Source organism: Acinetobacter guerrae (assembly GCF_009372255.1).
Classification (GTDB): Bacteria; Pseudomonadota; Gammaproteobacteria; order Pseudomonadales; family Moraxellaceae; genus Acinetobacter; species Acinetobacter guerrae.
The window spans coordinates 19,714-37,318 of the sequence record NZ_LXGN01000002.1; the positions used below are offsets into that span (position 1 = coordinate 19,714).

The 17,605-nt window shown below is 40.8% G+C and carries 26 protein-coding genes; 25 read left to right on the forward strand and 1 reads right to left on the reverse strand.

Going from position 1 to position 17,605, the window contains the following annotated elements; genetic code table 11:
* Positions 1-58: 58 nt before the first annotated feature.
* From A7A69_RS02790 to A7A69_RS16755, 20 genes are all read left to right on the forward strand, one after another.
* The gene (locus tag A7A69_RS02790; protein WP_152876224.1) at positions 59-487 is read left to right on the forward strand and encodes a hypothetical protein; all 429 of its coding nucleotides are present in this window, start codon (positions 59-61) and stop codon (positions 485-487) included.
* Positions 456-1,097: a putative metallopeptidase gene (locus tag A7A69_RS02795; protein ID WP_152876225.1), complete on the forward strand. Its 642-nt coding sequence runs from the start codon at positions 456-458 to the stop codon at positions 1,095-1,097. The genes A7A69_RS02790 and A7A69_RS02795 overlap by 32 nt, the downstream gene beginning before the upstream one ends.
* 59 nt (positions 1,098-1,156) lie before the next feature.
* A complete protein-coding gene (locus tag A7A69_RS02800; protein ID WP_152876226.1) occupies positions 1,157-1,624 on the forward strand; it encodes a DUF2280 domain-containing protein in 468 nt (155 codons plus the stop codon).
* Positions 1,624-3,162, forward strand: coding sequence for a phage terminase large subunit (gene terL / locus A7A69_RS02805; RefSeq protein ID WP_152876227.1), 1,539 nt, complete (start codon positions 1,624-1,626; stop codon positions 3,160-3,162). The genes A7A69_RS02800 and terL overlap by 1 nt, the downstream gene beginning before the upstream one ends.
* 3 nt (positions 3,163-3,165) lie before the next feature.
* Entirely contained in the window at positions 3,166-4,665 is a 1,500-nt protein-coding gene (locus tag A7A69_RS02810) for a phage portal protein family protein (protein ID WP_152876228.1), read from the forward strand.
* A complete protein-coding gene (locus A7A69_RS02815; protein ID WP_152876229.1) occupies positions 4,662-5,867 on the forward strand; it encodes a phage head morphogenesis protein in 1,206 nt (401 codons plus the stop codon). The genes A7A69_RS02810 and A7A69_RS02815 overlap by 4 nt, the downstream gene beginning before the upstream one ends.
* Positions 5,868-5,918: 51 nt before the next feature.
* Positions 5,919-6,890, forward strand: a complete 972-nt coding sequence (locus A7A69_RS02820; RefSeq protein WP_152876230.1) for a hypothetical protein — start codon at positions 5,919-5,921, stop codon at positions 6,888-6,890.
* A 2-nt stretch (positions 6,891-6,892) separates the two neighbouring features.
* Positions 6,893-7,276: a hypothetical protein gene (locus A7A69_RS02825; protein ID WP_152876231.1), complete on the forward strand. Its 384-nt coding sequence runs from the start codon at positions 6,893-6,895 to the stop codon at positions 7,274-7,276.
* Positions 7,277-7,278: 2 nt separating this feature from the next.
* Complete coding sequence (locus A7A69_RS02830) at positions 7,279-8,352, forward strand: major capsid protein (RefSeq protein WP_152876232.1); 1,074 nt, start codon at positions 7,279-7,281, stop codon at positions 8,350-8,352.
* A gap of 10 nt (positions 8,353-8,362) precedes the next feature.
* Positions 8,363-8,713 carry a hypothetical protein gene (locus tag A7A69_RS02835; RefSeq protein WP_152876233.1) on the forward strand — a complete coding sequence of 117 codons (351 nt, stop codon included), beginning with the start codon at positions 8,363-8,365 and terminating at the stop codon, positions 8,711-8,713.
* A gap of 8 nt (positions 8,714-8,721) precedes the next feature.
* Positions 8,722-9,162 (forward strand): gp436 family protein, encoded by a 441-nt coding sequence (locus tag A7A69_RS02840; RefSeq protein ID WP_152876234.1) that lies wholly within the window; start codon positions 8,722-8,724, stop codon positions 9,160-9,162.
* 7 nt (positions 9,163-9,169) lie between these two features.
* Positions 9,170-9,652, forward strand: coding sequence for a phage virion morphogenesis protein (locus A7A69_RS02845; protein ID WP_152876235.1), 483 nt, complete (start codon positions 9,170-9,172; stop codon positions 9,650-9,652).
* Positions 9,645-10,067 (forward strand): phage tail terminator protein, encoded by a 423-nt coding sequence (locus tag A7A69_RS02850; protein WP_152876236.1) that lies wholly within the window; start codon positions 9,645-9,647, stop codon positions 10,065-10,067. Before A7A69_RS02845 ends, A7A69_RS02850 begins: the two co-directional genes overlap by 8 nt.
* Positions 10,068-10,075: 8 nt before the next feature.
* Entirely contained in the window at positions 10,076-10,264 is a 189-nt protein-coding gene (locus tag A7A69_RS02855; protein ID WP_152876237.1) for a hypothetical protein, read from the forward strand.
* Positions 10,257-11,012, forward strand: a complete 756-nt coding sequence (locus A7A69_RS02860; protein ID WP_152876238.1) for a phage tail tube protein — start codon at positions 10,257-10,259, stop codon at positions 11,010-11,012. Before A7A69_RS02855 ends, A7A69_RS02860 begins: the two co-directional genes overlap by 8 nt.
* 48 nt (positions 11,013-11,060) lie before the next feature.
* Positions 11,061-11,651: a hypothetical protein gene (locus A7A69_RS02865; protein ID WP_152876239.1), complete on the forward strand. Its 591-nt coding sequence runs from the start codon at positions 11,061-11,063 to the stop codon at positions 11,649-11,651.
* 43 nt (positions 11,652-11,694) lie between these two features.
* On the forward strand, positions 11,695-12,033 hold the full coding sequence (locus tag A7A69_RS02870; protein WP_152876262.1) for a hypothetical protein: 339 nt from the start codon (positions 11,695-11,697) through the stop codon (positions 12,031-12,033).
* 75 nt (positions 12,034-12,108) lie between these two features.
* A complete protein-coding gene (locus A7A69_RS02875) occupies positions 12,109-12,393 on the forward strand; it encodes a hypothetical protein (protein WP_152876240.1) in 285 nt (94 codons plus the stop codon).
* Entirely contained in the window at positions 12,393-12,878 is a 486-nt protein-coding gene (locus A7A69_RS02880) for a hypothetical protein (RefSeq protein ID WP_152876241.1), read from the forward strand. The genes A7A69_RS02875 and A7A69_RS02880 overlap by 1 nt, the downstream gene beginning before the upstream one ends.
* Positions 12,879-13,105: 227 nt before the next feature.
* On the forward strand, positions 13,106-13,381 hold the full coding sequence (locus tag A7A69_RS16755; protein ID WP_241675201.1) for a hypothetical protein: 276 nt from the start codon (positions 13,106-13,108) through the stop codon (positions 13,379-13,381).
* Here A7A69_RS16755 and A7A69_RS16760 read toward each other — a convergent pair.
* Positions 13,378-13,644 (reverse strand): Arc family DNA-binding protein, encoded by a 267-nt coding sequence (locus tag A7A69_RS16760; protein ID WP_241675202.1) that lies wholly within the window; start codon positions 13,642-13,644, stop codon positions 13,378-13,380. The genes A7A69_RS16755 and A7A69_RS16760 overlap by 4 nt on opposite strands.
* 109 nt (positions 13,645-13,753) lie before the next feature.
* On the opposite strand from A7A69_RS16760, the gene A7A69_RS16530 reads away from it, so the two are divergent.
* The 5 genes from A7A69_RS16530 to A7A69_RS02910 all read left to right on the forward strand — a co-directional run bounded on the left by A7A69_RS16530 (position 13,754) and on the right by A7A69_RS02910 (position 17,568).
* Positions 13,754-13,909 carry a hypothetical protein gene (locus A7A69_RS16530; RefSeq protein ID WP_171500772.1) on the forward strand — a complete coding sequence of 52 codons (156 nt, stop codon included), beginning with the start codon at positions 13,754-13,756 and terminating at the stop codon, positions 13,907-13,909.
* A 76-nt stretch (positions 13,910-13,985) separates the two neighbouring features.
* Positions 13,986-14,789: a BRO-N domain-containing protein gene (locus tag A7A69_RS02895; RefSeq protein WP_152876243.1), complete on the forward strand. Its 804-nt coding sequence runs from the start codon at positions 13,986-13,988 to the stop codon at positions 14,787-14,789.
* A gap of 202 nt (positions 14,790-14,991) precedes the next feature.
* Positions 14,992-15,567, forward strand: a complete 576-nt coding sequence (locus A7A69_RS02900) for a Rha family transcriptional regulator (protein WP_152876244.1) — start codon at positions 14,992-14,994, stop codon at positions 15,565-15,567.
* 77 nt (positions 15,568-15,644) lie between these two features.
* Positions 15,645-17,345: a methyl-accepting chemotaxis protein gene (locus A7A69_RS16665; protein WP_187349154.1), complete on the forward strand. Its 1,701-nt coding sequence runs from the start codon at positions 15,645-15,647 to the stop codon at positions 17,343-17,345.
* On the forward strand, positions 17,338-17,568 hold the full coding sequence (locus A7A69_RS02910) for a hypothetical protein (protein ID WP_152876245.1): 231 nt from the start codon (positions 17,338-17,340) through the stop codon (positions 17,566-17,568). The genes A7A69_RS16665 and A7A69_RS02910 overlap by 8 nt, the downstream gene beginning before the upstream one ends.
* Positions 17,569-17,605 lie beyond the last annotated feature (37 nt).

The following is a 17,605-nucleotide window of genomic DNA, read 5'->3' on the forward strand; positions in this document are numbered from 1 at the left end:
TTTTACTTAAGCTATGCATTACAAAGTCCCAATTAGGGACTTTTTTAATGGTTGAAATATGGACAATAGAGAATACTTTTGGCTTACACGGAAAAAAGAACCTAAAACAAAACCAAGAACCAAACCTTTACCTAAGGCTAAACAAAATTATCTCGAAGCAGAAGAAACCCTATTCCAAGAATTAGAAGAGAATCTTATTGGTTATCGCCGTAAGTTTAAATTTGAATCTACAAAAAATTGGCGCTTTGATTTTTATATTGTGCGGTTAAATCTTCTCATTGAAATTGCGGGTAGCTCTTGGGCTGTAGGTCGTGGTGGTAAGAAGATAGCTAATGCATTCAGCAAATATGATTTGGCTGAAGATATGGGTTACAGACTTGAGCATTTTCACCCTGATTCAATATTGTCAGGTTATGTCATCAACTGGATTAAAAGCGAATTAGCGAGACTTGAAGATGGACCAATACAGACCATTCCCCCAGACTGACTTTATTGACCAAGCCGAGGAAGAGGAAGCGATACGCATAATCGCTGCGCCAGAATTAAAAGTTTGGGTAATCGCCAATTTCTTAACTTTAGGTGGTGATCTCCATAATCCTGATCATGACCACATTGCTGAGCTGTTACACGACGATGAAACCTTCCTTGCATTCGCATGGGCATCATCGGCATTCAAAAGTAAACAGGCTATGGTTTTGGGTCAATGTGAAAAGGTAATGTTTAATCAGGGTGGTTGGAAGAAGGCTCGACAAGAACAACAGATGCGTGACTGGTTTGGTTTTGTGCCTGTTTATCTAATCACGATTGATGCTAGCTTTTGTGAACAAGCGAGCGATCGTGAGTTTTGTGCCCTGATAGAACACGAGCTTTATCACATCGGCGTAATGCGTGATGAAGATGGTGAGCCGCTATACAGTGATATGACCGGGTTACCAAAGCATTATCTTGCTGGCCATGACGTTGAGGAATTTGTAGGAGTGGTCAAACGATGGGGCGCAAGTGACAGCGTTAAGCGTCTGGTCGAAGTCGCAAAGCAAGCGCCGTTTGTATCAGAAAAGAATATAGCTGCGTGCTGCGGGACGTGTTTGATTAAGTAGAGCCTAAAGGCTCTTTTTTTTGCCCAGTTAGGTGGACGTAGGTGGACAAATGGTGATTTATGGCAGTTCTAAAAAAAGAGATAAAACTCTTTATAGTTCGGTCACTTGCTGTATTTAACACACCGTCAGAAACAGTGGAGCTCGTCCACCAAGAATACGGCATTAAAGTTACAAAACAGCAATGTGAAAAATACGACCCGACAAAACGCTCAGGTGAGAACTTGAGCGAAGAATTAAGAATTGATTTTGAAAAGACTCGTGACATGTTTTTGGGTAAACCTGAGAACATTCCCATTGCTAATCTGTCTGTCCGTTTGCAGCGTTATGAGAGCCAATATCAAAAGCACAGTAAAAATCGTGTAGCCGCAATGAATATCCTCAAACAAGCGGCGGAGGATGTGGGTGGGAAGTACACAAACAAAACCGAAGTAACAGGTAAAGATGGTGCACCATTGCAAACGACCGTGGTTCAAGCCACTCAAGAACAGGTTGAGGCTGCTGTAAGGAAAGCACAAGAGGAATACTGATGGATGTTCAAACGCACGTAGAAAAAGAGATGTGCGAGGACGATCATTTATTCTTTACTCGTCGCTTCTTTAAACCCCGAATGGGTTTTAAGTTTATGGTTAATTGGCATCATGTGTATGTGGCATGGCTAATTGATGAAGTAGTAAAAGGCAATATCGCCAATTTAGTTATTAACGTCCCACCTGGTGCGGGTAAAACTGAATTAACAACAAATTTGATTTCAAGAGGAATTGGGCTTAACCCGCGCTCAAGATTTTTGTATTTGTCTTACTCACAATCACTGGTTGAGGATGTATCTGCGACAGCGCGAAATATCGTAAAGTCTGATGAATTTCAGCAAATGTGGTCTACGTCTATCTCCACTAGCACTGATGCAAAGGCGAGTTGGAAAACTACAGTTGATGGATACGAGGCGGGGCATATCTATGCTGCATCAATGGGTGGGCAGGTTACTGGTCGCCGTGCAGGTACGTTGGCAGATAGTGGATTCACGGGATGCATCATTCTGGATGATCCACTTAAACCAGAGGATGCTTTTAGTAAACCTGCCAGAGATAAAGCTAATCGTAAAATTCTAAACACGGTCAATTCACGTAAAGCCAAATCTGACACACCTATCATCATGATTATGCAACGGCTTCACTCGGAAGATCCGACTAACTTTGTGATGTCAGGTAATGTGCCGGGTGAATGGGAGCAAGTTTCTATTCCCGCTTTGATTGATGATGATTACATTGCAACATTGCCTGAGCATATTCAAAAACTTGTGCCAATGGGTGTAGAACGCGATGATAAAGGTCGTCAAAGCTATTGGCCACATAAAGAATCCTTGCTTTCCCTTTTGCAACTGGAAAAAGGCGGTAAGGATAAAAGTGGAGCCGTGGTATCTCGCTATACATTCAGTAGTCAATATCAACAAAAACCTAAGAAATTGGGCGGCGATCTAATAAAAGCCGAATGGTTTGGTTATTACGATGAATTGCCACCACTTCAATGGCGTGCAATCTATGTTGATACGGCTCAAAAAATTAAAGAGCATAATGACTTTACTGTGTTTTTATTAGTTGGTCTTGGTGTTGATGGAAAACTCTATTTAATTGATTTGTTGCGTGGGAAATGGGAAGCACCCGAAATGAATCGGCAGGCAAAAGAATTCATCGATAAGCATAAAGACTACACTTATGAAACTCGTCCGATCCGTTGGATGAAGGTGGAAGATAAAGCTCATGGTACTCAGCTAATCCAAAATCTTGGTACTTATGCAGGTGTTCCAGTTATTCCAGTTCAGCGCGGTACAGATAAATTGACTCGATTTATGGATGTGCAGGTTCCGCTTGAAAATGACTATGAAAATAAGCCTGAAGATCGCTTTGTCATGCTACCAATGAATGCATCTTGGGTATCCAAGTTCACAGAAGAATGTGAAGAATTCACTGCAGCTATGACACATGACCACGATGACCAGGTTGACACTTTAATTGATGCGATTGAAGAAGCAACGGTCATGCAGAACTATCAGGAACCAATGACAGGTTAAATTATGGCTAAGAAAGATAAAGTTAAGGATACAAATAACCCCCAATTAACAGGGGGTTATTTGTATTCACAACAAGCTGAAATGGCGTTCATGAATTTCTTAACCAAAATGCCAGATATGGATGAGGTTTTAAGAAAGGCAGGTGTAACTCGTCATCGTCTAAATGTTTTAATGTATGACGATGAAATTTATCAATGTGTAGAAAAGCGCCAAGATAAACTTGAATCAGCCCCTATTAAGCTTGAACCGAGTGAGGGCTTGCCAGCGCAAATTTTGAAAAGTGAGTTAAAGAAGTGGTGGTCTGAATTGAGTCTAGGGACTCAGGATGCACGCTGGTATGGTTATTCGGTACTGGAGGCTGTATACACCAAACCCGAGCAACCCGCACTATTTATTGAGGGTCCTAACATCACTCCATTTATTGGTTGGCAATGGATTGGGAAAAAACCGATGCAATGGTTCGAGCCAAAAAATGATGGTCGATTGATGTTGCTTCAAATGTACAACAATCAGCATCGTGATGTGGAATGCGATCAGCAATTTAAGCACTTTTTAACCCAATGCAAGCCAAGTTATGAAAACCCTTACGGTGAGGCTTTATTTAGTCGACTTTATTGGTTGTGGTTCTTTAAAAATGGTACGACCAAGTTTTGGGCTAAGTTTGTTGAGCGTTTTGGAAATCCTTTATTGAAAGGGAAATCTAAAAATGTAGAAGCTATGCTTAAAGCACTTTTGAATGCTCACGCAAGTTCTGTTCTATCACTCAATCAAGATGAAGATGTGGATATTATTACCGCATCATCAAACGGAAATGGTGGATCAGCTGCGTTTGAATCTTTTGACAAGAAGATCGAGAGAAGTATCCAAAAGGTCGTTTTAGGGCAAACCCTTACCAGTGGTACCGATAATTCAGGAAGCCGCGCCTTAGGTGAGGTTCATCTTGAAGTGCAGAATAACAAGATTGATGCTGACATTCGGATGATTACTTCAACTTTTCAGGCCATTATTGATGCTTTATGTGCCCTGAATGGTTGGGAGCGACACATCATTACCATAGGTGATGAACAATCGCTAAATGCAGCAAAAGCCGATCGTGATGTCAAACTTAAAAATGCAGGCGCAAACTTAACATCTCAATATTTTCAGCGTGAGTATGGGTTGCAAGATGGGGATGTAGCAAACGCAACAACCCAGAAATCACTTCCAGATGTTCAGTTTAAAGCCTTACCGCGCCATGCATTCTCTTTTGCGGCAGATGTTAAACGGCTGAGCGCAGAACAGCAGGAAGTTGAGGAGTTGACAGATGGTCAGCGATTGATTGATTTGCTGGATCAAAAGCAAGTGAATGAGTTGGTTCAGTCTAGTGAAACGCTAGAGATTTTGGCGTTCAACTTGATGCAACTTATGCCAGGTGCAAGTCAGACACAGTTCAGCATTAACCTTGATCGAGCTTTGTATGCGGCTGATGTGCTGGGGTACGCCACAGCAAGTGAGGATAAATGACCCCAGTCACATTTCTTGAAGCACTAAAGTTTGCTGAATCACGTAAAATCGTATTGCCAGATGAATTTTATTCGATGGACTTAAAAACTCGTCAAATGGCGACAACGGTCAGTTTTTTATCAAGCATCGAACAGATAGAAACGGTAATGAAGGCCGTCAATAAGGCGATTGCTGATGGCTCAACATTCAATGACTTTAAAAAACTGGTTGAAGAAAATGAAATTATTCTGAGTGAGCCTTATCTCAAGAATGTTTTCAGGACAAATATTCAAACAGCTTATGGTTATGGCCGCTGGACTCAACAACAGAAGAATAAGGCGAAACGTCCCTATTTAATGTATTCGGCGATAGACGATAGTCGTGTCAGACCCACACACATCGCGCTTAATCGAATCATTCGACATATAGATGATCCATTCTGGTTACTTTATTACCCGCCGTGGGGCTTTATGTGTCGGTGTACCGTGATTGCGCTTACAGAAAAGCAAGCCAAAAAGCTAGGTATCACATCGGATGAAGACTTACCTGAAGTCGCTAAGGATATGGGTTGGTCTACCAGTCCATTGACATTTGGTGAAATGCAGGCAGTAGTCGATCAGAAGATTGCTGATTCAATTTTGGATAAAAATGAATTATTGGCTCAGAAACAGTCTATTCAAGCCGAATGGACTGCAAGTAAGAAACTAACCAACTTACTTGCACCGATGAATAAAAGCAGTCGTGACCTGTTTGATACTATCGCCAATACCATCATTCCTTTAGACCCAACAATCAGGCCAAGCGCAGTCAAAATTCTGATTGATTATGTGCAGGGCAATGATGCCGCTTTAACGACCTATCTATCACAAAAACCAATTAGTTTGGCTGATGATGTTTTGAGGCGCTGGTTAGTTGCTGATATGGGGATTATTCAGGCAGTTGCGGCCAATACGACTGCAACCGTGTCAGGATCCGGCACTATTGCGTATGTATCAAAGCTCGAAGTTGGCAAGACTATCACGCTCGATCATCCTGTGCTCTTTGTCGAAACAGGTGGCGAGATTGTTCTGCAAATCGAAAATGCAACTGGTTTGGGAATTGATCTGAAAAAATTGAATGCGGGTCAAGGTGTGTTGTTTCCTATTGGGTTGTCATTTGAGGTTATAAAAATTGAAACCATCAAAGGGCAATTGATTTATACATTACGCGCTTTAGTGAATTAATTAAATTTAACCAAAAGGCAGCCATGAGGCTGCTTTTTTAATGGGTGAAATATGGCAGATGAAAATACAGAACATCTAAAGCATCAATTTACCGCCGTTAATACCCCCATCAATTTAAATAATGATGAGGACAAAAAACGTCGAACTTTTGATGCTGAAGTCTACAGTGGTGGTTTGATTGATAACCATTGGTATTGGGGGCGCACAGGTGTCGTTATTGATTTAGAAGGTCTTCAACTTAAACCCAAAACTGGATTGGTTGAAGACCATTTTGGTGGCACACGTGTTGGTGTTGCAACATCTTACGAGGTTAGCAATAACTTTAAAGCCAAAGGTCACTTTCTAAGTAATCCACGTGCGACTGAAATCGTTCAAGACATTGATGAGGAATATCCATTTCAAATGTCGTGGTGGGCAGATCCAGAAAGCATTGAGGAAATTGCACCGGGTAAAACTATCAACGTAAATGGGCAGACATTCACAGGACCATTGCATGTTTTTCGAAATGTGCGTGTACACGAAATAACGATCTGTGGAATTGGGGCTGATACCCAAACCTCAGTTCAAGCCTTTTCCGGCAAATCCAAACCAACTCTACCAGAGGACACTAATGTGACCGAATTAGAAAAAGCACAGGCTGCTCAAAAACAAGCTGAACAAGAGCGTGATGCAGCTCAGGCAGAACTTAAAAAGTTTCAAGCTGAAAAACGTACAAGCGATATTCAGGCTTTGGAAACTGAGTTGAAAGTTCAGTTCACTGCTGAAGACAAAACCGCATATACAAATATGGATGATGGAACTTTTGCATTTACTGCAAAACAGTTACGTCAGTTTTCAAGCAAGACACCAGAACAGCCTGCTGCGCCCGGACAACAGCAAACTAACATCGTTCCAGCTCACCTACAGCACTTGTTTAGCCATCAAGCTACTGGCGGTCAGGGTGGCACTGGCCAGCAGCAGCAAGGTTCAGCATTAGACAATGCATTTATTCAATTTGCAGCAGCCCAACAGAAAGGTAATTAATCATGGGTAAAACAATTACAGAAACAATCGAAAGTCGCCAACTGGTGGTTGGTGATGGTGTTCGTACGGAAAATGCGAAGCCAACCGCAGGGGTTATTTATAAACGTGGCGATTTAATTGCCGTCAGTGCTACGAATGTCGCAACGCATCCAGCCATCACATCAGGTGTAGTTGGAGACTGGCAAGCGATTGTGGTGGAAGATATGACGGCAGAACAGTCGACCTATCATGCCAACAACGGTCTTGAAATGCCCATCTACGTGCAAGGTGCTTATGACTTAGCCGTTGTCACAGTTAATGGCACCAAGCTAACAGCAGGCCAATATGATGCAGTGCGCGCACAAGGCCTTAACAATAAAATCGAATTACGCAAAGTCGTGGGGTAAATATGAGCACTAGCTTTACATTTCAAAATGCACCAGTTGAGTTATTGGATATTCCTCAACTTGTGCTTTTAACAGACACCACTAAAAAGGTGGATACTTGGTTGATGGATAAGTTTTTCCCTCAACGTGTGTCGTACAACAAAAAAGAAGTTCCAGTTGGTGAGTTGAATACTGCAACTCCACTCGCACCATTCGTGATGCCTAATGTTGCTGGTCGACAAATCAATGTCGCAGAATCGGGCAAAGTGGGTTTCGTAAAACCAGCTTATTTAAAGCCAATGGTGACAGTGGTTCCGACTGATGTTCAGGATACTGCCATGGTCACCCAGTTGCGCCGTTATGGTATTGTGGCAACAGGGTCAAATCGCTTAAGTGATGCAGAATTACTATTGATTGATCAGGCACAAAAGGCAATTTATCTACGCCAGTCGATCGAGAACCGAAAACTGTTAATCTCCCGTGATGTGTTGCTATATGGTAAAACGACTTTCGCATCCTCAGATTTTCCATCATACACAGTGGACTATGAGCGCAATCCAGCATGTAATTTTACGCCGTTGGTAAAATGGAATCTGGCGAATGCAAAGCCTGTACAAGATATTCAATCGATGCTTAATATCTCTGTTGAACATGCAGGTGTCGCGCCAAATCTCGCATTAACCTCTTCAAAAGTGTTTAACACATTAATCCAGAATGAGGAGTTTAAGGAAAAGTTCATTAAGCCTTATGCGGCGATTAGTGTACCTATCACCCCAACATTTGATGACCCAGCCAAGCCACAATTTCGTGGCGAGATTGATAATATTCAGATTTGGACTTATGACGCTACGCACAACCTCAACGGGGTGCCAGAGCGTTTTGTTCCTGAAGACTTCTTTGGTCTGGTTTCTGATGCAAACGGCTGGATTGCTCACTGCGCAATTCAAAACATTGAAGCATTTGGCCAGCCTTTAGAGTTTTTCTTAAGCCAGTGGCAAGAAAAAAACCCATCAAGTATTCAAATGCTAGGCGAATCTGCACCACTTGCTGTACCAAATAACAAGAATGGTCTGGTTGGTGGTCGTGGCTTTGTTTAAGGAGAACTAAATGCCAAAGTACATTGCAAAACAGTCGGTTGGTCATTATCGACCAGGGCAACAAATTGAAGGGCTTGAGTCTAAACAACTTCAAGCCCTTTTAGATTCTGGTGCTATTGAAGAATTTAAGGCCCCAGAAGAATCTCAGGCTAAACATGATAGCGGCACAGCTGCACAGTTAGCTCAACTTGCAGCTGAAATTGCTGATTTGAAGGTTGATAAACAAAAATTGGTTGATGAAAAATCCAAAGACGCAGCTGAAATTGCTGATTTGAAGGCTCAATTGACAAAGCTTGATGAGCTGTTAAAAGCTGCTACAGCGAAGAAACCCACAACTAAAGTGGCAGATGATGCCAAATAAGGTGTCTTATGTATGCAAATCGACAAGATCTAGAAGCACGCTTTGGATCTGATGAAGTTGCCAATTTGGAAGCCATGCAGACATCAGTAAGTGCAATTGCTGATGCGCTGCAAGATGCTGATGAGGAAATCGATAGTTATATTGCTGTGAAATACCAATTGCCATTGCCGAGTGTGCCAAGCACATTAAAGCGCGTGGCATGCAATATAGCCCGTTATCGACTTTACTTTCAGCAACCGACTGAAGAAGTCGAGAATCGTTATAGAGCGGAAATTGACTTTTTAAAGCGAGTGGCGGATGGAAAGGCAGTTTTAAATATCCTGGATCAGGGTAATCAGGTCACAGAAGAAAAACCAGTCAATGCACCAGCAACAATGCCGATTGGCACTACCTACAAAGGTGGTGTGTTTGGAGATGCAACATTAGATATGATGCCTAGTATCAAGTGAGGTGATTATGGCTGCTTATATCTCAATCAAGGCTGATGGCGATTCTGTTGTGATGCAGGTTCTTGAGCAACTCACTGATTTCGATAAGCGCAAAGATGAAATGTTTACCGAGATTGGCGCGTATGGTGTTTCATCGAGTCAGATGCGTTTTGTAAATCAAAGTGATGTTGATGGCAATCCATGGAAACAATCATGGAGAGCAATATTACAACATGGTCAAACGCTTCGTGACACGGGACGCTTAATGAATGGATTGAACTTTCAAACACTATCTAATGGAGTGGAGTGGGGTTCTGGCGAGGAGTATGCCGCTATGATGCATTTCGGTGGCACGATTCTTCCTAAAACTGCTGATTATCTAACTTTTAATGTGGCAGGAAACTGGCGCAAAGTGAAGTCTGTTGAAGTACCCCCCCGCACTTATCTTGGCATTAATTCTGAGGATGAGGAAAACATTCTAGACATTATTGGAGGATTTATACTTGGCTAACTTCTTTGCTGTACGTAATGAGATTGCGGAAAAGCTAAAAGAAATTTCTGCATTTAAGCAAATCTACACGCCGTTAAATTCAATTAAAGTCACTGAAATGTCTCAAGTCACGCCTGCAGCGCATGTTAATTTTCAGCGTATTACTAAAACTGATGCTTCGGGCAACTCCAAGGTGAATATGCTAGGGATTCGTTGGGCAGTTACGGTGGCTTGTCGAAATGCTCAATCTCAAATGACCAATGGAAATGTTGTGACAGATGAGGCGGGCAATTTGGTTGAAGAAGTGATTGGGTTGCTATCTGGGTGGCAACCACAGTCGAGTCCACGTCCGTTAATTTTAGTCGATATCAAAGAAGGTTTTTCAACTGGATTTGCCTACTTAACCGCAATATTCGAATCTAAAAAATTCATATAGGTAAAAACATGACTAAACAATACATCGCCCGACAATCAGTCGGGCGTTTTCGTTCTGGTGACATCGTCGGTGGTTTAAACGATGCGCAGATCCAAGACTTACTACAGCGTGGTGTGATTGAAGAAGTCAAGGAAACTTCTGAAGCCAAACCTGCTGCACTATCCAAAACAACAAAAGAGGCAAAAGTAGATGGCTAAAAAATACATGTCGTTGCAAGGCAAATTTTATTTGTCCGCAATCGCAAATGGTGTTGCAGGTGCTATGCGTCATATTGGTAACATTCCTGAATTTGAGCTTGAAATTGATGCAGATATTGTTGAGCATCAAGAAAGCACATCAGGGCAACGCAGTACGGATTTCACGATGGTTAAAACCACATCTGTCAACTTCTCAGGTCAAATTGAAGAACTGGATGAAGATAATCTGGAATATGTGGTATCTGGTGAAAATCATTCCGCTGTAAGCACTACAAAAACAGCCGTGTCGATTGGTACTGTTGTTGCAGGGGACGAAATTAAGCTAGATGGGTACAACCTTTCTCAAGTTTCATTTACCGACTCGGCATCAGGTACGCCAGCAACCATTGCGGAAAATAAGTATACAGTGGATGCTAAATTTGGTACTGTTATCTTCAAAGAAGTTACTGGTTTGACTATGCCTATCTTAGCGACTTACACAACTGGCGCAGTCACACAAACAACTTTGGCAAATGATTTTAATAAAGAATACGAACTGTTCTTTAAAGGCACCAATACGGCCAATGGCGACAATATTGCTGTGCGTCTATGGCGCACTAAGAAATCCCCAAAAACTACATTTGCTTTGATTCATGAAGAATTAGGTCAATATCAAATTGAAGGGCAAGCATTGGCGGACGTTTCCAAAGCATCTGACGAAACACTGGGGCTGTATGGCCACATTGTGACGATTCCTGAAGCCCCATAATTTTTCAGGCACAGGCAGGTAATGTCTGTGCCTTATAAGGATTTCATCATGAATGACTTTTTTATTGCATCCAATCGTTCATTAAAACTGAGTGCGGGGGATGTTGATCTTGAGGTTCGGCAAATCACAATGAAAGATTTTGATTTGTGGTTAGTTGCTTCTTCTGAAATAAAAACCAGTTTAAAGAATATAGAAGTCTATTCAGATGAAATTTTAAAAAAAATAGTTTCTCAGTTTGAAGTTCAATGCTATTCAATAATTAATTTAGTAACTGATTTGGATATTGATTCAATTATCAAAACCAAAATTAATAACTTAGATATTTTTATAGAGTTGGTAAAAAAAACTTTGGAAGCTAATCATGCATATTTTTATGAAAAGACTGTTAAGCGAAATAGACGCGCTCAGCAATCTGAGAATGCAGAATCATGGTTTGATTCATTGCAATTGCTAGTTACTGCTGGACACCCACATGAAAGCATTATGAACATGTCCTACGGTACGTATAAGCATTATTTAGATGCCGCCGTAAAAGCTTATAAACGTAACATCGCAACGCAAGCAGGGATAGTGCGCGTAGCCCAACATGCGGCAGCAAAAGAGTTTAAAAAATATTTAGATGATATTAAGCCTGATTGAATTTTATGTTATAAATTCTTGAATTAATAACTAGATGTTAAAAATGAAAATTAGATTTGCAATAGTTTTGACTGCTTTAGGATTATTGGTTGGATGTGATAATCAGCCTAAAGAAAAATCAGATAATATTGATTATAAAGCTCAGTTTGAAAAATCAGATGATAAGATTTCATCCTTCCTTGATAAACTCGATGATCCAAACACAAAGCTATCCGAGCAGAAACAGATTCTCTGTAATGATTGGCCCAAGACCTATAAAGAAGAATATTCACCAGCTTTGATTAAGTTACAGCCAAAGGAATACACTCAAGACAAACTTGATAAAGAGCTAAAATCGGCTGTTGATTTTTACAAACAAAAGCTAAATATCAAATGTGAATAATGCGAATAATTCACCCTAAGGTATAAATGAAATTTGATTATTTTGTGTTATTCTCCTCAAAAACAGGGGGATAACATGAAAAAATTATTAATTTTGGCTTTGAGTTTATGTTCAACTTTGGCTTTTGCAGAGCGTACATCAAATGCAATGAGAACACCATCAGGGCAATTAGTGTCATTAGGCGATAGCGAGTCATCTCTAATAGATAAAATGGGGCGACCAAAGCCGCGATTCTATGTTTTAAATGATGGTCGACTTTACTGTGCTGCAACTGAATATAAATACGATATCGATTTACAGCAATATACAGTGATCTTGTGTCAAGGTAAGGTTGTTAAAATAATGTGGGAGAATAAGTGATGGCGTTAAAAAGGAGTAGTCTGCTAGCATTTCTTGCTTTAATTTTAGGAAGCACTGTTAATGCAGACCCTTTGGGATCGTCAACATCAATTAGCACCAATAGCTTATTCCAATGCAAGATAAATGGAGAGCTTGTTCTTCAAAAAAATCCATGCGAAGGAAATCTAGTTTCATCAAATGTTGTTAACAGAAAATCTGGAACGCTTGGAAATGATGAATCAAGACCACTAATCACCCCACATGATAATAATTCAAATTCTAGCAATTTAGGTAAATGTATATCTTCTGGGCAAAACAGCGGATTTACCAACAAGTGTAAAGATCAAAAAATTATCCACGCAAAAAGTAAAGGGTATGATGAGGCTGGTCGTGTTGATGATTACTCTTCATTATTATATTTATCCAGTCCAAATGGCAGAGTACATGTTTCGGGTTATACAAGATCAGATGGAACTTATGTCAGACCCCATACGAGAAGCAGATAAAAATGGCGAATAAATGCATTAAGTGTAACAACTGTGGACATGTTGGATGGTCTAAAAACCGTGGTAATTTCTTGATCACTATAATATTGCTCATTTTCTTTTTTGTGCCAGGTGTGATTTATGAAATTTGGCGTAGAACTGGTTTGGGGGTGTGTGAAAATTGCGGAAGCGATTTGGTTCAACCTTCAAGCGCTTGCACTAGCAACAGACCTTCCGATGTTGGGGATTTGATAGTTTTAGGCGTGTTGGGGGTTATTGGTAGTATTGTGGTGGTGGTTCTGTATGCTTTAGCTGATAGCGGTATTAATGCTTTCAAAAATAGAAATGCACCAGCACCACAATTATCTCAGAGAGAATTAGAAGGGAGCTGCCTTAGAAGTGGTATGGTGTACTACCAAAAACAAGGGCAATATCCAATATTGGGAGATGGTAAGACATTGGCTCTAGATAAGATCCAGATAGACTGTAAAGGCTCTAAAGATGGAAAATATAAAGCACCTTAGGGTGCTTTTTTGTTATCAGTATCTTCTAAATTAATAATAATATTAGGGTTATCTATTATATGTGGGTGTTTTTTAACAGCCTCAAGGGTCATTAAAACAGCATCTTTAATTAACTCCTTTGTTATATGATTGTTGTCTTCAAAGCTCTGTTCAAGACGGTATTGTGCTTCAGCATTAATTGATCTGCCACTTTCAGATGCCGCCTCTTTAATTTTTTCTTTTAGTTCTTCTGGAACGCGAAGATTGAATTGAATATCAGCCATAAAGAATCAAACTAAGTGAAGTTACTAGCATTATGCTATCAAAAATTATTGACAGCAATGTTAGTGTTTTGCCATGTTAGTAAAATGCTATCAACCATAAGGAAGGCTTATGAAAGAAGTTCAACTTAACACTAGAATGCCAGATTCGCTTAAAGCATTTCTGGTTGAACAAGCACGAAAAGATGGTCGCTCACTTAATAACTATTTAGTTAGACATTTTGAAGAGCTTAAAACCAAATTAACAAGCGAGAGTGCGAAAGCATGAAATCAATAGACAACAAAAAAGCCCGTGATCTTGGCGGACAGGGCTTAATTGAAGTCATAACAGTGAGATATGAACTATGGGTAGTTTAACACTAAGTTTTAATGATGTAAATTTCTCAGCAGTACAGCGTGATGGACAAATTTGGTTGTCATCATCTGAGTTGGCTGAGTCACTTGGCTATAAACAGGAAAATGCGGTCAGCAAGATCTTTAATCGCAACTCCGAGGAATTTACTGACAGCATGACACAAATTATTGAAAATCCTCAGCTACCCAATTTGGGTATGCGGATATTTTCACTACGTGGCTGTCATTTAATAGCGATGTTTGCCCGTACTGATGTTGCTAAGTCATTTCGAAAATGGGTGCTTGATGTTCTGGACAGAGAAGTTGGCGCACCAGTGGCCAAAACCCACAAATCAGAACGCACCCCATTACACGAAGCGCATGCGATGTTGGTCGCTAAAACCAGACATCTAAACTCAAGTGATGCATGGAAGATTATTAATCAACGATTTGGTACAAACCATATTGAAGAAATTCCTTATGACCAGATTCCTGTAGCTGTGGAATATGTTCATCATTTGATTGCGCTATACAGTAATGCGGATAAACAAACTCGCAATGAATATTGGACGAATCGTGATGTTCAAGCTCTTATGTACTACGCACCGAAGTTTGGAAAATTTGTACGTGATGACCTATATCCCGCACTCAGTCTGCTTAGAAGTGAGTTTGCTGCTCAAGTAGCGGGTATGGCTCAAGATATGGCTACATCAGCCAATGCGCTGAACAGACAGGCTTGGGGATGGGGAGTAACTCATTACGACAAACTTGGAGGCCAGCCGTTGCACACTATGGAATGGTATCTAGCTAAATAGTATATGACCACCTTTCAAGGTGGTTTTTTTACACCAGTAATTTGTATACGGGTTATATACAAGTTCAATTGATTTAAAACCCCATTGACAAGTTTTAAGATTTAACCAAGCGAAGCCAACCTAACAAGTTGGCTTTTTTAATGCCTGATTGTTTAGTTTGCATTCTGCAATCAGGCTCTTTTCAACTCTAAGGAGTAAAACCATGAATGCGAACTTTAATCCAGTTATTAAGTTAGTAGATGTACAAAAGGGTGAACCAACCACGACCACTTTGCAAATAGCATTGGGGTTAAGGCTTACACATAAATCAGTCATCCAATTACTCAGAACTTACCTCCCAGACATTCAAGAGTTTGGGCGAGTCAGATTTGAAAGTTCCTATGATTCCAATGAATTATCGAATTCCGCATTTGAAATGCCGAATTTAGGATTGGAAATTCGAAACTCAAATCAGGGTCGCCATACGCGTTATGCGATTTTAAATGAGCAGCAAGCATATTTTCTTATGACCCTAATGCGAAACAACCCGCGAGTTATTTCTTTCAAGAAAGCTTTAGTGCGGGCGTTCTTTGAAGCGCGTACACTTTTGCAGACAGATTACTTTTCTCTAGTTCAAAAGCGTGAAGCCTTAAATGCAAAACTTGAGTGTGAAAAGGATATTGCGAGCGCCTGTGGTCGCGGATTATCTCAATGGAAAAAACAACGAGATGTACTTGAAACCGCTATCACCAATGTAGATCGCCAGATTCAACCATGTCTATTTGAAAACCTGAACTAGACCATGCAAACCAATAAATCCTAAAGGGTGGCATTTGAAATGTCGCCCTTTTTTATTACCTAAAATTAGAGAAGGTTATGGCAAAAGAACTCGTTTTTAAATTAGTGATGGATGCTGATGTTAAGAATTTCGTTAATAACACCAAGCAGTCCACTGAAACCGTTCAAAAAATGTTTAAAGAGATTAGAGATCAATCTCAAGAGGCCACCAAAGCTGCCGAAACAGCATCACAATCTGTCGAAAAGGTGGGTGAGTCTGCACAGCAAGCTTCTAGCAAAACTGGACAACTAGAACAATCCTTAAGTAAAACATCAGATGAGCTAAAAAATACTGCTGATACAGCAAATACTGCACAATCTGGCTTAAGTCATGTTGGTGAAGGAGCGCAATCTTCTGTCACTGGGGTGTCTGCTCTAGAGCATGGCTTAGAGTCGGCAAATGCTGAAATCAAAGCAACAGCCTCAGTAGACGCCAATTTGGATAAAGTTGGTCAAGATGCTCAATCATCTGTGTCTGGTGTCAAGTCACTTGAACAGTCCCTTGAAACGGCAAATCAGGAAATAAAAGATACTGATGCAGCAGCCGATCAAGCATCCAATGCGATTGAAAATATTGTCCCTAAAGGCACTAAAGAACTAACTGACGCGCTAACTCAGTCATTAACCAAGGCAACGCAAATCATTGATGGTGCTGGTGATAAAGCAGGCGAAGCGGCCAATAACTTTAAAGATTTTGGAAACAAAAGCTCCAAAGCTATCGATCAACTAAACGCTGATCTAGTCCAAGCCAAACAGAAGTTGGAGCAGTTTTCTAAAACCAAAGCCACGCCAGAGGACATCGCAAACGCACAAACCAAAGTAGATGCACTCGAAAAAGAAGTTGAGCAAGCGAATCAGGCTTTTGCTGGATTTAAAAATTCTGTAGATAAAGCTAATGAGGAATTAAAGGAAACTGAAACTGTTAGCCAGAAACTTACCTCGGAACTTGGCGGCTTAAAAACAAGTTTTAATGCTGTTACTGGAGCATTAGCTGCGCTTGGTCTTGGTGTGACTGCACAAGAATTAGCCAAAACAGCTGATGAATGGGCAAGCTTAAATGCTCGCGTTAAAATTTCCGTAGGTGCTCATGCCGACGCTAAGCAAGCCATGGCTGATATTATCAATATCGCCAGATCAACAAACTCAAACCTAACAGCCACAGGAGATCTAGTTCCAACTGAAAGCTTTAGCTATTCAGGACTCACACCCATCAAAGCCATTCAAGAAGTTGCGACCGCAGGTGGTGGCTTTGTTTATAGTGAGTCTGATAGTCAGACGATCACGATTAAGCCACTTTACAAAAAGACATTTTGGAATCTGATATCAGTTGATGAATACGACATTTTATTGCCTGAGAGCATTGTGCTTGAGCAGTCCACTGATTACGAAAGTTATCCAGATTACAACGGAGTTAGCTTGACGAATGACAAGACTGGGCAGACCGGGATTGTTAAGCGTACTGGGACCAGTGGTGATGTACTTGTTGAGACTGTGAATAATAACCTGTTCACATCAGCTTCAGTCATGGGGAGTTTTGGTAAAGCAGCACTAGCCAGGGCTGGACTTGTTGAAAAACATACTTTTAACATGCCATTAACTACAAAAGTTGGACAATGCAAGCCCGCCGATGTGTTGGCTTTTAATGCGGAGTGGTGGGGCATAGTTGATAGCGTAAGTGTGTCATTTACATACAGCAAAGTCAGTCAGTCAGTCACTGTGGAGCGTGTTAACCATGAGTAATGCATTTCAGCGTTTTTTAGATTTAATTCCTAAAGAGTCTGAGTTTGTCGGCACTGTGCAAGCGGTAGATCATCCAAACTATAAGGTTTTAGTGATTGATGGTACTGGGTTGGTGGCATGCACTAGTTCAGCAACATGGTCCATCGGAAGCAAAGTTTTTGTAAGAGGTCAAACAATTGTCAGGGCGGCACCCAATGGTGAAGTCATGCAGATTGAAGTTTAATCGTTTTAAATTACACAGCACCTTTGGGTGCTTTTTT

What these genes read in the sequence shown, in the direction of transcription:
- A7A69_RS02900 (WP_152876244.1), top strand. Translation starts at nt 14,992, where the DNA reads ATGAATGCGAACTTTAATCCAGTTATTAAGTTAGTAGATGTACAAAAG.
- A7A69_RS02910 (WP_152876245.1), top strand. Translation starts at nt 17,338, where the DNA reads ATGAGTAATGCATTTCAGCGTTTTTTAGATTTAATTCCTAAAGAGTCT.
- A7A69_RS02835 (WP_152876233.1), top strand. Translation starts at nt 8,363, where the DNA reads ATGCCAAAGTACATTGCAAAACAGTCGGTTGGTCATTATCGACCAGGG.
- A7A69_RS02795 (WP_152876225.1), top strand. Translation starts at nt 456, where the DNA reads ATGGACCAATACAGACCATTCCCCCAGACTGACTTTATTGACCAAGCC.
- A7A69_RS02870 (WP_152876262.1), top strand. Translation starts at nt 11,695, where the DNA reads ATGAAAATTAGATTTGCAATAGTTTTGACTGCTTTAGGATTATTGGTT.
- A7A69_RS02875 (WP_152876240.1), top strand. Translation starts at nt 12,109, where the DNA reads ATGAAAAAATTATTAATTTTGGCTTTGAGTTTATGTTCAACTTTGGCT.
- A7A69_RS16530 (WP_171500772.1), top strand. Translation starts at nt 13,754, where the DNA reads ATGAAAGAAGTTCAACTTAACACTAGAATGCCAGATTCGCTTAAAGCA.
- A7A69_RS02855 (WP_152876237.1), top strand. Translation starts at nt 10,076, where the DNA reads ATGACTAAACAATACATCGCCCGACAATCAGTCGGGCGTTTTCGTTCT.
- A7A69_RS02845 (WP_152876235.1), top strand. Translation starts at nt 9,170, where the DNA reads ATGGCTGCTTATATCTCAATCAAGGCTGATGGCGATTCTGTTGTGATG.
- A7A69_RS16760 (WP_241675202.1), bottom strand. Translation starts at nt 13,644, where the DNA reads ATGGCTGATATTCAATTCAATCTTCGCGTTCCAGAAGAACTAAAAGAA.
- A7A69_RS02825 (WP_152876231.1), top strand. Translation starts at nt 6,893, where the DNA reads ATGGGTAAAACAATTACAGAAACAATCGAAAGTCGCCAACTGGTGGTT.
- terL (WP_152876227.1), top strand. Translation starts at nt 1,624, where the DNA reads ATGGATGTTCAAACGCACGTAGAAAAAGAGATGTGCGAGGACGATCAT.
- A7A69_RS02895 (WP_152876243.1), top strand. Translation starts at nt 13,986, where the DNA reads ATGGGTAGTTTAACACTAAGTTTTAATGATGTAAATTTCTCAGCAGTA.
- A7A69_RS16665 (WP_187349154.1), top strand. Translation starts at nt 15,645, where the DNA reads ATGGCAAAAGAACTCGTTTTTAAATTAGTGATGGATGCTGATGTTAAG.
- A7A69_RS02840 (WP_152876234.1), top strand. Translation starts at nt 8,722, where the DNA reads ATGTATGCAAATCGACAAGATCTAGAAGCACGCTTTGGATCTGATGAA.
- A7A69_RS02790 (WP_152876224.1), top strand. Translation starts at nt 59, where the DNA reads ATGGACAATAGAGAATACTTTTGGCTTACACGGAAAAAAGAACCTAAA.
- A7A69_RS02880 (WP_152876241.1), top strand. Translation starts at nt 12,393, where the DNA reads ATGGCGTTAAAAAGGAGTAGTCTGCTAGCATTTCTTGCTTTAATTTTA.
- A7A69_RS02815 (WP_152876229.1), top strand. Translation starts at nt 4,662, where the DNA reads ATGACCCCAGTCACATTTCTTGAAGCACTAAAGTTTGCTGAATCACGT.
- A7A69_RS02820 (WP_152876230.1), top strand. Translation starts at nt 5,919, where the DNA reads ATGGCAGATGAAAATACAGAACATCTAAAGCATCAATTTACCGCCGTT.
- A7A69_RS02810 (WP_152876228.1), top strand. Translation starts at nt 3,166, where the DNA reads ATGGCTAAGAAAGATAAAGTTAAGGATACAAATAACCCCCAATTAACA.
- A7A69_RS02800 (WP_152876226.1), top strand. Translation starts at nt 1,157, where the DNA reads ATGGCAGTTCTAAAAAAAGAGATAAAACTCTTTATAGTTCGGTCACTT.
- A7A69_RS02860 (WP_152876238.1), top strand. Translation starts at nt 10,257, where the DNA reads ATGGCTAAAAAATACATGTCGTTGCAAGGCAAATTTTATTTGTCCGCA.
- A7A69_RS02865 (WP_152876239.1), top strand. Translation starts at nt 11,061, where the DNA reads ATGAATGACTTTTTTATTGCATCCAATCGTTCATTAAAACTGAGTGCG.
- A7A69_RS02830 (WP_152876232.1), top strand. Translation starts at nt 7,279, where the DNA reads ATGAGCACTAGCTTTACATTTCAAAATGCACCAGTTGAGTTATTGGAT.